The sequence below is a fragment of the Streptomyces sp. NBC_00377 genome, from assembly GCF_036075115.1.
GTDB lineage: Bacteria > Actinomycetota > Actinomycetes > Streptomycetales > Streptomycetaceae > Streptomyces.
Genome location: NZ_CP107958.1, coordinates 3,251,932 through 3,265,327 on the forward strand (window position 1 = coordinate 3,251,932; position 13,396 = coordinate 3,265,327).

Annotated in this window: 12 protein-coding genes and 2 tRNA genes; 7 read left to right on the forward strand and 7 right to left on the reverse strand. The window is 71.0% G+C overall.

All coding sequences use genetic code 11. The features are described 5' to 3' along the window. Nucleotides 1-126 precede the first annotated feature (126 nt). From aroA to OHS71_RS14540, 3 genes are all read left to right on the forward strand, one after another. Entirely contained in the window at nucleotides 127-1,467 is a 1,341-nt protein-coding gene (gene aroA, locus OHS71_RS14530) for a 3-phosphoshikimate 1-carboxyvinyltransferase (RefSeq protein ID WP_328479799.1), read from the forward strand. An 11-nt stretch (nucleotides 1,468-1,478) separates the two neighbouring features. After that, the gene (rsgA, locus tag OHS71_RS14535; RefSeq protein WP_328479800.1) at nucleotides 1,479-2,489 is read left to right on the forward strand and encodes a ribosome small subunit-dependent GTPase A; all 1,011 of its coding nucleotides are present in this window, start codon (nucleotides 1,479-1,481) and stop codon (nucleotides 2,487-2,489) included. A gap of 122 nt (nucleotides 2,490-2,611) precedes the next feature. Beyond that, the gene (locus OHS71_RS14540) at nucleotides 2,612-2,935 is read left to right on the forward strand and encodes a DMT family transporter (protein WP_328479801.1); all 324 of its coding nucleotides are present in this window, start codon (nucleotides 2,612-2,614) and stop codon (nucleotides 2,933-2,935) included. On the opposite strand, the gene OHS71_RS14545 is transcribed toward OHS71_RS14540, so the two are convergent. After that, nucleotides 2,929-3,555, reverse strand: coding sequence for a TetR/AcrR family transcriptional regulator (locus tag OHS71_RS14545; protein WP_328479802.1), 627 nt, complete (start codon nucleotides 3,553-3,555; stop codon nucleotides 2,929-2,931). The genes OHS71_RS14540 and OHS71_RS14545 overlap by 7 nt on opposite strands. A 179-nt stretch (nucleotides 3,556-3,734) precedes the next feature. On the opposite strand from OHS71_RS14545, the gene hisN reads away from it, so the two are divergent. The 3 genes from hisN to OHS71_RS14560 all read left to right on the forward strand — a co-directional run bounded on the left by hisN (nucleotide 3,735) and on the right by OHS71_RS14560 (nucleotide 5,774). After that, nucleotides 3,735-4,535, forward strand: a complete 801-nt coding sequence (gene hisN, locus OHS71_RS14550; RefSeq protein WP_328479803.1) for a histidinol-phosphatase — start codon at nucleotides 3,735-3,737, stop codon at nucleotides 4,533-4,535. A gap of 159 nt (nucleotides 4,536-4,694) precedes the next feature. After that, complete coding sequence (locus OHS71_RS14555; protein ID WP_328479804.1) at nucleotides 4,695-5,087, forward strand: CBS domain-containing protein; 393 nt, start codon at nucleotides 4,695-4,697, stop codon at nucleotides 5,085-5,087. A gap of 270 nt (nucleotides 5,088-5,357) precedes the next feature. Beyond that, entirely contained in the window at nucleotides 5,358-5,774 is a 417-nt protein-coding gene (locus tag OHS71_RS14560; RefSeq protein WP_328479805.1) for a Fur family transcriptional regulator, read from the forward strand. A 134-nt stretch (nucleotides 5,775-5,908) separates the two neighbouring features. Here the strand turns inward: OHS71_RS14560 and OHS71_RS14565 are convergent. From OHS71_RS14565 to OHS71_RS14580, 4 genes are all read right to left on the reverse strand, one after another. After that, nucleotides 5,909-5,982: transfer RNA gene (locus OHS71_RS14565), tRNA-Met, on the reverse strand. A gap of 159 nt (nucleotides 5,983-6,141) precedes the next feature. Then, nucleotides 6,142-8,031: a tetratricopeptide repeat protein gene (locus tag OHS71_RS14570; RefSeq protein WP_328479806.1), complete on the reverse strand. Its 1,890-nt coding sequence runs from the start codon at nucleotides 8,029-8,031 to the stop codon at nucleotides 6,142-6,144. A 204-nt stretch (nucleotides 8,032-8,235) separates the two neighbouring features. Beyond that, nucleotides 8,236-8,309, reverse strand: a tRNA-Met gene (locus tag OHS71_RS14575). A 40-nt stretch (nucleotides 8,310-8,349) separates the two neighbouring features. Continuing rightward, a complete protein-coding gene (locus tag OHS71_RS14580; RefSeq protein WP_328484514.1) occupies nucleotides 8,350-11,328 on the reverse strand; it encodes a UPF0182 family membrane protein in 2,979 nt (992 codons plus the stop codon). 164 nt (nucleotides 11,329-11,492) lie between these two features. Here OHS71_RS14580 and OHS71_RS14585 point away from each other — a divergent pair, with 164 nt between their 5' ends. Continuing rightward, a complete protein-coding gene (locus OHS71_RS14585) occupies nucleotides 11,493-12,035 on the forward strand; it encodes a PPA1309 family protein (RefSeq protein WP_328479807.1) in 543 nt (180 codons plus the stop codon). Nucleotides 12,036-12,044: 9 nt separating this feature from the next. Here OHS71_RS14585 and OHS71_RS14590 read toward each other — a convergent pair whose 3' ends face one another. Beyond that, complete coding sequence (locus tag OHS71_RS14590) at nucleotides 12,045-13,136, reverse strand: YlbL family protein (protein WP_328479808.1); 1,092 nt, start codon at nucleotides 13,134-13,136, stop codon at nucleotides 12,045-12,047. A 54-nt stretch (nucleotides 13,137-13,190) separates the two neighbouring features. Next, entirely contained in the window at nucleotides 13,191-13,355 is a 165-nt protein-coding gene (locus OHS71_RS14595; RefSeq protein ID WP_328479809.1) for a hypothetical protein, read from the reverse strand. Nucleotides 13,356-13,396: the final 41 nt, after the last annotated feature.

Here is a 13,396-nt window from a genome sequence, read left to right on the forward strand (position 1 = left end):
CCGGAGGGAGGCGTTCCGGGGGCGCGGCAGGTGACTGCGGCGGCTTGGCCCGGGGCCGCGGCCGGCCCCCGCGGCGCCGCCCCCGGACGACAGCCGACCACCGGGGCGACCACTAAAGTGGGCTGCATGGCCCCGAACCCCGCACACACCGCCCTCTGGCCCGCCCCGCACGCGAGCGAGGCCGTCGCCGCGACGGTCCACGTACCGGGGTCGAAGTCCGTCACCAACCGCGCGCTCGTCCTCGCCTCCCTGGCCTCCGAGCCCGGCTGGCTGCGTCGTCCCCTGCGCTCCCGGGACACCTTGCTGATGGCCGGCGCCCTGCGCGCGATGGGTGTCGGCATCGAGGAGACCGTGTCGTCCAGCTCCTCCGGCGCGGGGGGCCCCGACAGCTCGGGCGAGGCCTGGCGGATCCTCCCCGCGGGGCTGCGCGGTCCGGCCACCGTCGACGTCGGCAACGCGGGCACGGTGATGCGCTTCCTGCCGCCGGTCGCCGCCCTCGCCGACGGACCCGTCCGCTTCGACGGCGACCCGCGCGCGTACGAGCGTCCCCTGAACGGCGTCATCGACGCGCTGCGCGTCCTCGGCGCCCGGATCGACGACGACGACCGCGGCGCGCTGCCGCTGACCGTGCACGGCTCGGGCGCCCTGGACGGCGGGACGGTGGAGATCGACGCCTCGTCCTCGTCCCAGTTCGTGTCGGCCCTGCTGCTCTCCGCCCCCCGTTTCAACCAGGGTGTGGAGGTTCGCCACACCGGCGCCACGCTGCCCTCCGTACCGCACATCCGGATGACGGTCGACATGCTGCGCGCGGTCGGCGCCCAGGTGGACACCCCGGAGTCGGGCGGCGAACCGAACGTCTGGCGGGTCACCCCGGGCGCCCTGCTGGGCCGGGACCTGACCATCGAGCCGGATCTGTCCAACGCCCAGCCGTTCCTGGCGGCGGCGCTGGTGACGGGCGGGCGGGTCCTGATCCCGGACTGGCCGGCCCGTACCACCCAGCCGGGTGACCGGCTGCGCGAGATCTTCACCGAGATGGGCGGTTCCTGCGAACTCGCCGACTACGGTCTGGTCTTCACCGGCTCGGGTTCGGTCCACGGCATCGACGTCGATCTCGGTGACGTCGGCGAGCTGACCCCGGGCATCGCGGCGGTCGCCGCCCTCGCGGACTCCCCCTCCACCCTGCGGGGCGTGTCCCACCTGCGTCTGCACGAGACGGACCGGCTGGCCGCGCTGACCAAGGAGATCAACGAACTCGGCGGCGATGTCACCGAGACCGCCGACGGTCTGCACATCCGTCCGCGCCGGCTGCACGGCGGGATCTTCCACACCTACGACGACCACCGCATGGCGACGGCCGGCGCGATCATCGGCCTGGCCGTGGAGGGTGTGCAGATCGAGAACGTGGCGACGACGGCGAAGACCCTGCCGGACTTCCCCGACCTGTGGACCGGGATGCTCGGGGTATAGGGACTTTCGCCATGCGCCGCTACGGCAAGCACACCGACGAGGACGACATCCGCAGCCGCCCGAACCGCAAGGGCAACCGGCCTCGCACGCACATCCGGCCCAAGCACGAGGACGCCGCCGACGGCATGGTCCTCACCGTCGACCGGGGCCGGCTGACCTGTCTCGTCGACGACCGGATCGTCCTCGCGATGAAGGCCCGGGAACTGGGCCGCAAGGCCGCGGTCGTGGGCGACCGGGTCTCCCTGGTCGGCGACCTGTCCGGCAAGAAGGACACCCTCGCCCGCATCGTCCGGATCGGGGAGCGCATGTCGGTGCTCCGCCGCACCGCCGACGACGACGATCCCTACGAGCGGGTGGTCGTCGCCAACGCCGACCAGCTCGCCGTCGTCACGGCCCTGGCCGACCCCGAGCCCCGCCCCCGGCTGATCGACCGCTGTCTGGTCGCGGCCTACGACGGCGGTCTGACCCCGCTGCTGGTCATGACGAAGTCGGACCTGGCCTCGCCGGACAAGCTGCTGGAGCTGTACGGCCACCTCGACATCCCCTATGTCGTGACGAGCCGCGAGGAGCTGGAGAACGGCGACGCGGCGGACCGGGTGCGCGAACTGCTGACCGGGCGGGTCACGGCGTTCGTCGGTCATTCCGGAGTCGGGAAGACCACCCTCGTCAACGCGCTGGTCCCGCAGGAGCGGCGCCGGGTGACCGGCCACGTCAACTCGGTGACCGGCCGCGGACGCCACACCACGACCTCGGCGCTGGCGCTCCCGCTGGAGCGCACCGGCGACTGGGTGATCGACACCCCGGGCGTACGGTCCTTCGGTCTCGCCCACATCGACCCGTCCCGGGTGATCCTCGCCTTCCCCGACCTGGTGCCCGGCACGGAGGGCTGCCCGCGCGCGTGCAGTCACGACGAGCAGGACTGCGCGCTGGACGCGTGGGTCGCCGACGGCCATGCCGACCCGGCACGGCTGTACTCCCTGCGCCGGCTGCTGTCCACGCGGGAACGCACGGAGGGCGACTGATCCACCGGTCGGCGCCCTGGTCGACTCACCTGCTGACCACCGCGTTGTTTGCGTCCCCCCGAGCCCGGTAAGTGCATAATCGCACCGAGCCGGACCGGGCCGGGCAAACGGAGGGACAGCACATGGCGTGGCTGCTGGTCGTCGTGGCCGGGTTGCTCGAGACCGGATTCGCCGTATGCCTCAAGCTGTCCCACGGATTCACGAGGCTCTGGCCCACCATCGCCTTCTGCGCCTTCGCCCTCGGGAGTTTCGGTCTGCTGACCCTCTCCCTGAAGAAGCTGGACGTGGGTCCCGCCTATGCCGTGTGGACGGGCATCGGCGCGGCGGGCACCGCGATCTACGGAATGATCTTCCTCGGCGACCTGGTGTCGACCCTGAAGCTCATCTCGATCAGTCTGGTGATCATAGGAGTCATCGGGCTCCAGCTGTCGGGCTCGGCTCACTGACCCTTCCGGCCGGCCGGCTGTCGTTGCAGGGCTCCCCGCACCAGCTCCGCGACCCCGCCCTCCCCCGCCGGGGGCGCCGCCACGCAGGACAGGGCGAGCCGGACGGCCAGTTCGCAGGAGCGGGCCAGATCGGCGGCGTCGGCCCGCAGGGCGCCGGGACCGGAGAGCACCGCCACCGCCCGGTCGCGGACGGCGCCGACGAGGTCGCCGGGCGACGGCAGCGGCCCGTCCGCCCGCCGCTGGGCCGGCACGGCGGAGGAGGACGGCACCGCCGAGAGGGTCGGCGAGGGCAGGCGCTCGCTCCAGAACCCGGTGAGCACGGCCCGTACCAGGACGTTCTCGCGGGCCGCGGACGTGGTCCACTCGGCGGTGGCGGTGAGCCTCTCCCGGGCGTCGCCGTGCACGGCCAGCGCCCGTTCGACGCCCGCGAGGTAGCCGTCGGCCTCGCGTCGGACGAGCGCCCGGGCGAGGCCCTCCTTGCTGCCGAACTCGTTGTACAGCGTCTGCCGGGACACCCCGGCCGCCGCGGCGACGTCCACCATCCGCACCGCGGCCCATGGCCGGTGTGCGAGCGCCTTGAAGGCGGCATCCAGTAGGGATTCCCGCGCTGCAGGCATCATCGCCTCCCTGGGGCGAGCGGCTCTGCGCCCAGGTTTGACGCGCACGCGTGCACTGTCAAGGGTCCGCGGCCCGGCCGGCGGTTCGCGGGCCGTGTCCACGCGCCTCCGAGCCCGCCCGCCAGGTCCACCCCGTGATCCCTTGTGGCCCGTTCTCACCTTCGGCGGATACGGTTCGTCCCATGCCGGACTACCACGACGACCTCCGACTCGCGCACGTCCTCGCGGACGCCGCCGACGCCGTGACCATGGCCCGTTTCAAGGCCCTCGACCTCAAGGTCGAGACCAAACCGGACATGACCCCGGTGAGCGAGGCCGACAAGGCCGCCGAGGAGCTCATCCGCGGCCAGCTCCAGCGGGCCCGGCCGCGGGACGCCATCATCGGCGAGGAGTACGGCGTCCAGGGCACCGGTCCCCGGCGTTGGGTGGTCGACCCGATCGACGGCACGAAGAACTACGTGCGGGGTGTCCCCGTGTGGGCCACCCTCATCTCGTTGACGGAGGCGGGCGAGGGGGGTTACCAGCCCGTGGTCGGCGTCGTCTCGGCGCCGGCGCTCGGCCGTCGCTGGTGGGCCGCGAAGGGACACGGCGCCTACACCGGCCGCAGCCTGTCCTCCGCGAGCCGGCTGCGCGTCTCCCGCGTCTCGGAGCTCTCGGACGCCTCCTTCGCGTACTCCTCGCTGACCGGGTGGGAGGAGCGCGGGCACCTGAACGGGTTCCTCGACCTGACCCGCGAGGTGTGGCGCACGCGCGCGTACGGCGATTTCTGGCCGTACATGATGGTCGCCGAGGGCTCGGTCGACCTGTGTGCCGAACCCGAGCTCTCCCTCTGGGACATGGCGGCCACGGCGATCGTCGTGACGGAGGCGGGCGGCACCTTCACGGGCCTCGACGGGCGCCCGGGCCCGCACAGCGGCAACGCGGCCGCCTCGAACGGGCTGCTCCACGAGGAGTTGCTGGGCTATCTGAACGAGCGGCACTGAAACACCCGCCGGAGACTCACAGATGAGCGCGCGCGCCCTCAATTGGCTGCGCGCGCCCTCTTGTTGACCCCCGCTTTACCTGCCACGCTGACAGCACCCCCCACTTGTGAACTTGTGAATCCATGAACAACCGTGGGTTCTTAGGAGGTGGCTCCAGCCATGCTCGTCCGTGACGCCATGAGCACGGTGGTCCTCACCATCGGCCCCGCCCATACCCTCCGTCAGGCAGCAGCCCTGATGGCCGCCCGCCGGGTCGGCGCGGCCGTCGTCCTGGACCCGGACGCCGGAGGCATCGGCATCCTCACCGAACGCGACATCCTCAACTCGGTCGGCCTGGGCCAGGACCCGGACACCGAACACACCCACGCCCACACCACCAACGACGTCGTCTTCGCCTCCCCGACCTGGACCCTCGAGGAGGCGGCACGCGCCATGGCCCACGGCGGTTTCCGGCACCTCGTCGTCCTCGACCGCGGCGGACCGGCCGGCATCGTCTCGGTCCGCGACATCATCCGCTGCTGGGCGCCGGCCCGGCAGCAGGTGCCGGCCTGAGCGCACGGCGGGCCCGGCACCCCTGCCGGGCCGGCCCGTCCGTCCGTCCACTCACGGCGAGCGGCCCGTCCGTCCGCTCACGGCGAGCGGTCCGGTGCCGTCAGCCGCACGGGGACGGCACCGACGCGGTCTGGAGCCGCTCACCACCGCTCGGCCCGACTCACCACCCGTGACTCGACTCGATCGCACAATGGACTTCATCCAAGTCGCTCAGGGATCTAAAGTCACACCTGTTCGGGACCTGGTCCTACTGGCTGCTAGGCTGATTCCATGAGTGACCTTCTGGAGCGGCTGCGCGGACGCGGATGGCGGATGACCGCACAGCGGCGCGTCGTCGCCGAGGTGCTCGAGGGCGAACACGTCCATCTGACCGCCGACGAGGTGCACGCGAGGGCCGTCGTGCGGCTGCCCGAGATCTCCCGGGCGACCGTCTACAACACGCTGGGCGAGCTGGTCTCCCTCGGCGAGGTCCTCGAGGTCGCCACCGACAAGCGCGCCAAGCGGTACGACCCGAACGCCCACCGCCCTCACCACCACCTGGTGTGCGCACGGTGCGGCGCGATCAAGGACGTCCACCCGAGCGGCAACCCGCTGGCCGACCTCCCGGACTCGGAACGCTTCGGCTTCTCGGTCTCGGAGGTCGAGATGACGTACCGCGGGATCTGCCCGAGCTGCGCCGCGGCGTAGCGGCGGCCCCGCCCCGCTTTCCTCTTCACCGGCGGCGATCCCGCCCGCACTCTGCTGCGCCACTTCGGCCCTGCACCGTGAGGGCACATGACTGAGGGCCGGAACTCTTTCGAGTTCCGGCCCTCAGTCTTCAGTAGCGGGGACAGGATTTGAACCTGCGACCTCTGGGTTATGAGCCCAGCGAGCTACCGAGCTGCTCCACCCCGCGCCGTTGAATGCAACGTTACGTGAAGGCGGAGGACAAAGGCAAATCAGTAAGCCGGAGGGCGACCCGTACCTGCCTTTCGCAGGCCGGAGGCCCGTCCGAGCCTCACGGCACCGCACTGTGCCGGCAGCAGACACGGGGTCGGGAAGAGAGCCCGCGCCGTCAGGCCGAGAGCTCCTGCCGCAGCGCGTCCCGCAACCGCGCCGCCCGCTCGGCCACCTCCGCCGGACCCAGTGTCACCGCCCGGTCGGCCCACCGCTGCCCCTCCGCCAGCTCGCCGCGACGCGCGTAGACGAGGGCGAGCCGCAACGCCGCCCGCCCGTGCCCCGCGTCGGCAGCCCGGGTCCACCACACGGCGGCCTCGGGCTCGCTTCCCTCCCGCGCGAGCAGCAAGCCGAGGTTGAAGGCGCCGTTGCGCGACCCGGCCTCCGCGGCCGTCCGGTACCACCGCGCCGCCTCCACCACGTCGCCCCGCGCGGCGGCCAGCATCCCGACCCGGACCTGTGCCCGGCGATGCCCCTGGGTCGCCGCCCTCTCGTACCACTCCTCGCACTCGGTCTTCTCGTGGACGATCTCCCCGAGCTCGTGCGCCGGCTGCTGCGGCCGCCGCGCGTCCAGCACGGCCGCCAGCCGGTACGCCGCCTCCGCGCTCCCCCCGCCGGCGGCGCACCGCAGGTGCCGTTCGGCCTCCTGCTCGTCGCCGTCGCGCAGTCGCGCGATCCCGACCTGAAGCGCCGCCTCGGTGTGCCCGGCGGCCGCCGCCCGCTCGTACCAGCGCAGCGCGACGGGCTCCTCGCCCCGGCCGGCGAAGAGAATGCCGAGGTTGAACGCGGCGTCGACGCTGCCCGCCTCCGCGGCCTTGGAGAACCAGGGCTCGGCCCCGGCCGTGTCGCCGACCTGGAGCAGCAGCACGGCGAGCGCGTTGGCCGCCTCCCGGTGTCCGGCGTAGGCGGCGCGCCGGTACCACTGCTCGGCCTGGGCGGTGCGGCCCTGCTCGGCACAGAGCAGGGCGAGGTTGTAGGCGCCGTTGTCGTCACCCGCGTCCATCGCGGCCCGGTACCACCGCTCGGCGGTCTGGGTCTGTCCCCGCTCGGCGTGCAGCGCGCCCAGCGCGTTCGCCGCGTTGCCGTCGCCCTCCTGTGCGGCCCGCAGCCACCAGACGGCGGCGCTCTCGGTGTCACCGGCGTCGCGCAGCAGGAACCCGAGCGCGCAGGCGGCCCGCGGCTCTCCGTCCTTGGCGGACGTCAGGTACCAGCGCCCCGCCTCCTTGAGTTCGCCGCGCCTCTCCAGGATCGTCCCGAGGTGCAGGGCGGCCCGCCGGTGTCCGCGCGCGGCGGCCTGGCGGTACCACTGCTCGGCCTCCGCCCGCGCGGTGTCACCGCTGTCGTGCCCGCACTCGTCCGCGTCGCCGGCCGTGCGGGAGCCCCGGTGCTCATGGTGCTCCGCACCCGGCCGGCACTCCTGGTGGTCCAGGGCCCGGGCCAGCCGGTACGCCGCCTCACGGTGCCCGCGCTCGGCGGCGGCCCTCATCCACTGCTCGGCCCCGGGGTCCCCGCGGTGCTCCAGCAGGTCGGCGAGGGCGTACGCGCCCAGCGCGTGCCCCTGCTCGGCGGACTGGCGCAGCCAGTACTCGGCGGCCGGTTCGTCGCCGCACTCGCGGCGGTGGCGGCCCAGGGCGTGCGCGGCCGCGGCGGAGCCGGCGACGGCGGCGACCCGCCACCATCCGGCCGCCTCGTCGGGGTAACCGCGCTGGTGGAGAAGGACGCCCAGGTTGTTGGCGGCGGCCCGGTCGCCCTCCGCGGTGGCGGCACGCAGATGGGGCTCGGCTCCGTCCAGGTCACCGCGGCGCAGCAACATGGCCCCGAGGACACTCACGGCCTCGACGTCGCCGGCTTGCGCCGCGAGCCGCAGGCTCATCTCCTCGACGGCCTCCCCCGTCTCGACGGCGTCCGCCGTCTCGTCCCGGCTCATGTCCGGGGTCGCTTCCTCACCGGAAGGCTGCACAAACCGCCCTGTCTCGAACAGAGTTGCCTTGTCCCCCATAACGTCCATCGTCGCACCACCCGCAACCCGGGTACACCTGGTATACCGCGGCCCGTAAGGTCACTTCAGCGTTTTGTCGACATGCCCACAGAGAGACAAGTGAAACACAAATCGCTCAACTCCCCACGGCGGCGCGGCGGTCAGACCCCCGGCACATGCGTTCGCACACCACGAAGGCCCGGATCCTGAAAGGATCCGGGCCTTCGTCTTCAGTAGCGGGGACAGGATTTGAACCTGCGACCTCTGGGTTATGAGCCCAGCGAGCTACCGAGCTGCTCCACCCCGCGTCGTGTTCCACAACCGTACCACGACGCGGGGCGGGGATGATCAGCCGCTGCTGGGAGCGGGACTCGGACTGCTACTGGCGGTGCCCGCGGCCCCGGAGCCGGCGCGCGGACTCGCCGAACCGGTCGGGCTCGGACTGCTGCCGGTCTTGGCCCCCTTGTCGGCCGCCGTCTGCGCCTCCTCGGCCCGCTTCAGCGCGGCCTCGAGATCCTGCTGCGCCTTGGCGTACGCGTCCCAGTCGGGCTTCTTCAGAGCCTCCTGGCCGGCGTTGAAGGCCTTCTGGGCATCGGCCAGGGCCTCGCGGACCGTCGGGTTGGCGGGCGTCGGCGGTGGCGTGGTCGTGCCGCCGCCCTCGTCCGTCGGCGGCGGGGTCGTGCCCTCCGCGCCGAAGACCTTGTTGAGGGCCTCGTCCAGGGTGTCCTCGAAGGCGGTGTTGCCGCCGTAGGTCACCAACACCTTCTTCAGCAGCGGGTACTTGAGCCCGCCGCCGCGGACGTAGACCGGCTCCACGTAGAGCAGACCCCCGTCGAGCGGCACCGTCAGCAGGTTGCCGTACTCGATGTCGGAGTCGCCGCCCTTCAGGAGTCTGATGGACTCGGCGATGTCCTGTTCGGAGTTGAACTGGCTCTGCACCTGTTTGGGTCCGTCGACGGTCGTACTGGTGGGCAGCTTCAGGACTCTGATCTTGCCGTAGTCGGGAGTGCCCGCCTCGGAGTCGACCGCCATGAACGCGCTGAGGTTGTCCCGGCCGTTGGGCGTGAACGTCGTCGTCAGGGAGAACGCCTGCGCCTTCTGGTCGGGCATCTTCATGCTCAGGTAGTACGGCGGCACCGCGTCGCCCGACTTGTTGGACGGGTCGTCCGGCACCTGCCACACCTCGCTGCCGCTGAGGAACGTGGTCGCGTCCTTCACGTGGTAGCGGGTGAGCAGCTCGCGCTGGACCTTGAACAGGTCCTGCGGATAACGGAGATGGGCCATCAGGTCGGTCGAGATGGACGACTTGGACTTCACCGTGCCGGGGAAGGCCTTCATCCAGGTCTTCAGGACCGGGTCCTCGGTGTCCCACTGGTAGAGCTTGACCTCGCCGGTGTACGCGTCGACGGTCGCCTTCACCGAGTTGCGGATGTAGTTGACCTGGTTCTGCTGGGCGACGACCGCGCGGTTGTCGTTGGTCGCGGTCAGCGAGTCCGCCGTGGTGTCACCGAGGGTCGTACGGGAGGCGTACGGGTAGCCGTTCGTCGTGGTGTACGCGTCGACGATCCACTGGATCTTGTGGTTGACCACGGCCGGGTAGGCGTCACCGTCGATGGTCAGCCACGGGGCGACCGCCTCGACGCGCTCCTTGGGCGTGCGGTTGTACAGGATCCGCGAGCCCTCGCCGATGGCGCCGGAGTACAGGATCTGCGGCTCGCCGAACGCCACCGCGTACGCGGCCCGGTTGACCGGGTTGGAGAGGTTGACCCCGCTCTCGCCGGTGTAGCTGGTGGTCTTCTCACCCGCGTCGTCGGAGTAGTCGATCTCCTTCTGGGGACCGCCGACGATCGAGTACGAGGTCGTCTTCTCGCCGTAGTAGATCCGCTGCTGGTATGTGCCCAGGTCGCCCTCGGAGGGCAGGTTGGACTCGGTGAACAGCGGACGGCCCTCGGCGTCGGCGGTGGTGCCCCTGGCGGCCACCACGCCGTAACCGTGGGTGTAGCGGAAGTGGTTGTTGATCCAGTTCTGCTTGTCGACGCCCGCGAGGTTCAGTTCCCGCAGACCGATGACGGTGTCCTGGTCGGACCCCTTCACGTTGTAGCGGTCCACGTCCAGGTTGGTCGGGAACGCGTAGTACTTCCGCATCTGCTGGAGCTGCTGGTACGTCGGGGAGACGATGTTCGGGTCCAGGACACGGATGCTCGCCGTGGCGTCGACGTCGTCGCGCAGCGTCGCCTTGTCCGTGGTGGTGCTGGTGCCCGAGTACTCGGTGACCTGCGCGCCGTCGATGCCGTACGCCTCACGGGTCGCCTTGAGGTTCTTCTCGACGTACGGGGCTTCCTTGGCCTGCTCGTTCGGCTGGACCTGGAACTTCTGGACGATCGCCGGGTACAGCCCGCCGATGAGGATCGCCGAGAGCACCATCAGGCCGAAGCCGATCACCGGCAGCTGCCAGGTGCGCCGCCACAGGGTGGCGAAGAACAGCAGCGCGCAGATGACGGCGATGCAGAACAGGATCGTCTTGGCCGGCAGATAGGCGTTGGCGTCGACGTACCTCAGACCCGTCCAGTTGTCCGTGGCCTTGAAGTCGCTGGACTTCACCGCCAGGCCGTAGCGGTCGAGCCAGTAGGCGACCGCCTTCAGCGCGACGAAGATGCCCAGCAGCACCGACAGGTGGCCGGTGGCCGCGGCGGTGGCGCGCGCGCCCGGACTGGTGACGCGCAGCCCGCCGTACAGGTAGTGGGTGAGCGCGGCGGCGATCAGCGACAGGATCGTGGCGGCGAAGCCGAAGCCGAGCAGGAACCGGTACCAGGGCAGGTCGAAGGCGAAGAAGGACACGTCGAGGTGGAACTGCGGGTCCTCCTGGTGGAAGGGCACCCCGTTGACCCACATCAGCCAGGTCCGCCACTGGCCCGCCGCCGAGGCGCCCGCGATCAGACCGACCAGGGCGGTGATGCCGAGCAACAGCCAGGTCTTGTACGGCGCGATGCCCATGCGATAGCGGTCGAGACTCTGCTGCTCCACCGACATCGCGCTGAGCGGCGGCCGCAGCCGGTGGGCCAGCCAGATGTTGAAGCCGACCGCCAGGGCCATCAGCAGGCCGAACACGAAGAACAGCCCGATCTTGGTCCACAGCGTGGTCGTGAAGACCGACGAGTAGTTCACCGAGCGGTACCAGAGCCAGTCCGTCCAGAACCCGGCGAACATGGTGAACGCCATGCCGAGCACGGCAAGGACGCCCAACGTCATGAGCAGGGTCCGGACGCGCCGGGACGGGCGGCCCACTCTGATCCGCGGCCCCGTGGGGCCTCCGCCGCGGTCCGGCATCTGGAAAGCCAAGGTGCGCACCTCGAAAGTCGCGATTGATCCGTCAGGCCCGCGTGTTCGTGGACCGTTCGTGGCCCCCCGTGATCGCGGGCCCACACCTATGCAACTTACTCACCGTTTACTCGGTTCCCGATTCCGCCCATGAACGAGGCAGGATTGTGACCATGTCCAACACTCCCATGGCAGCGAGCCCGCTCACCCGGGCCGTACTCGAGATCGACGAGTACGCCTCCGGCCTCGGCTGGGACCAGCCCGCCCGCCTTTTCGCCCTCGTAGACACCGCTCGGCTGCGGACCCAGGAACCGTCGCTCGCCGCACAGCTCGGCCTTCAGGACGAGCCCGAGACCACCGGTCTCACCCCGATCGAGCAGGAGGAGGTGCCGACGGACAAGCCGCTCGACGAGTTCCTCGCCACGATCGCCTGGCCCGACGCGGTGGTCGGCTGCGCCCTCACCGTGGAGCGGCTGATGCTGCCCCCGTCCGCCGAGGCCCAGGTCCCGAAGGGCCTGAGCGACGCGAAGCTCGCGACGTGGGTCGGGGAGCACCCCGACCGTCAGGAGGTCCGGATGACGGTGGGCGTCCTGCGGGACGGCACCCGCGACTCGGCCCTGCGGCTGCGCGAGAAGGATGCCCCCACGGAGGTCCTCACCGGCGCGGGCCTGGTGCCCGGTCTCGCCGAGGCGCTGTCGGCGACGTTCGCGGAGTAGCCCGCCGGGCTACTTCGTGCACTTCGGCAGGTCCGCGGTGTCGCCGTCGCGAATGTCCCCGAGGGCGGTGAGGGCGTCGTCGATGGTGTTCACCTTGACGAGCCTGAGCCCCGAGGGGGTGTCCTTGGCGGCGGCCGCGCAGTTTTCCACGGGCGTCAGGAAGTACTGGGCGCCCTGGCTGCGCGCGCCGACCGTCTTCATCTCGATCCCGCCGATCGGCCCCACCTTGCCGGCGTCGTCGATGGTCCCGGTGCCGGCGACGAACTTGCCGCCGGTCAGGCTGCCCGGGGTGAGCTTGTCGTAGATGCCGAGCGCGAACATCAGGCCGGCGCTGGGCCCGCCCACGTCCGCGAGCTTGATGTCGATGGTGAACGGGAAGGTGTGGTCCGTCCCGGCCGAGATCCCGACGATGGCCCGCTTCGCGCCGCTGTCGTCGGAGGTCGCTGTGGTGATGGTGACGTCCTGGGTCTTCGTGGCGGCCTTGTTCGCCTTCTCGGCGGCCGCCTGTTCCTTCGCCGGGACGATGCGGAAGACGACCTTGTCCCCCGGCTTGTGCCGGGTCACCAGCTTGGCGACGTCGCCCGGCTGTTTCACCGCCGCGCCGTCCACCGCCTTGATCACGTCACCCGCGTGCAGCCGGCCCTCCGCCGGGGAACCCTTGACCACCGTGGAGACGATCACCCAGGACGACACCGGGACGTTCAGCTCCTTCAGGGCGGCCACCTTGGCGCTCTCCTGGGACTGGCTGAACTCCTCGGCGTTCTCCTGGGTGGACTGCTCCTCGGTCTTGCCGTCCGGGTACAGCGTGTCGTGCGGGACGACCTTGTTGTCGTGCGCGAGCCACCCGTAGACGGCCTCGACGAGGTTCATCCGGTAGTCGGCGCTGGTGACCCGCACGGTGGTCATGTTCAGGTGACCGGAGGTCGTGTATGTCCTGCGTCCGGAGATCTGGAGCACCGGCTCGCCGTCGTGATCGCCGAGTGTGTTCACCGTCGGCCCCGGGGACATCTCCGCGTACGGCACGGGGATGAGCACGCCCGCACACAGGAGCGCGATCAGCATCAGGGTGGAGGCGAGCATCGTCGCGGTGCGGCGTGGCATGCCTCGACATTACGGGACGCGTCTGTCAGCGCACCGTCAGGGCTGCCACCCGGGTCACGTATGCGAGTGGGGCCTCTCCATGGCCGCACGGAAGCGCGCGTATCCGTCCAGCTCGGGACCGTCGCCGCGGGCCTTGCGGGTCCGGTTGGCCCAACTGCCCCACAGACCGGCGCCGATCGCGGCGACGAGCGGAATCAACAACCAGGCGAGCGCAGCCATGCCGGCCTCCCAACCCCAATGAGCCACTGCAACTGACTGAT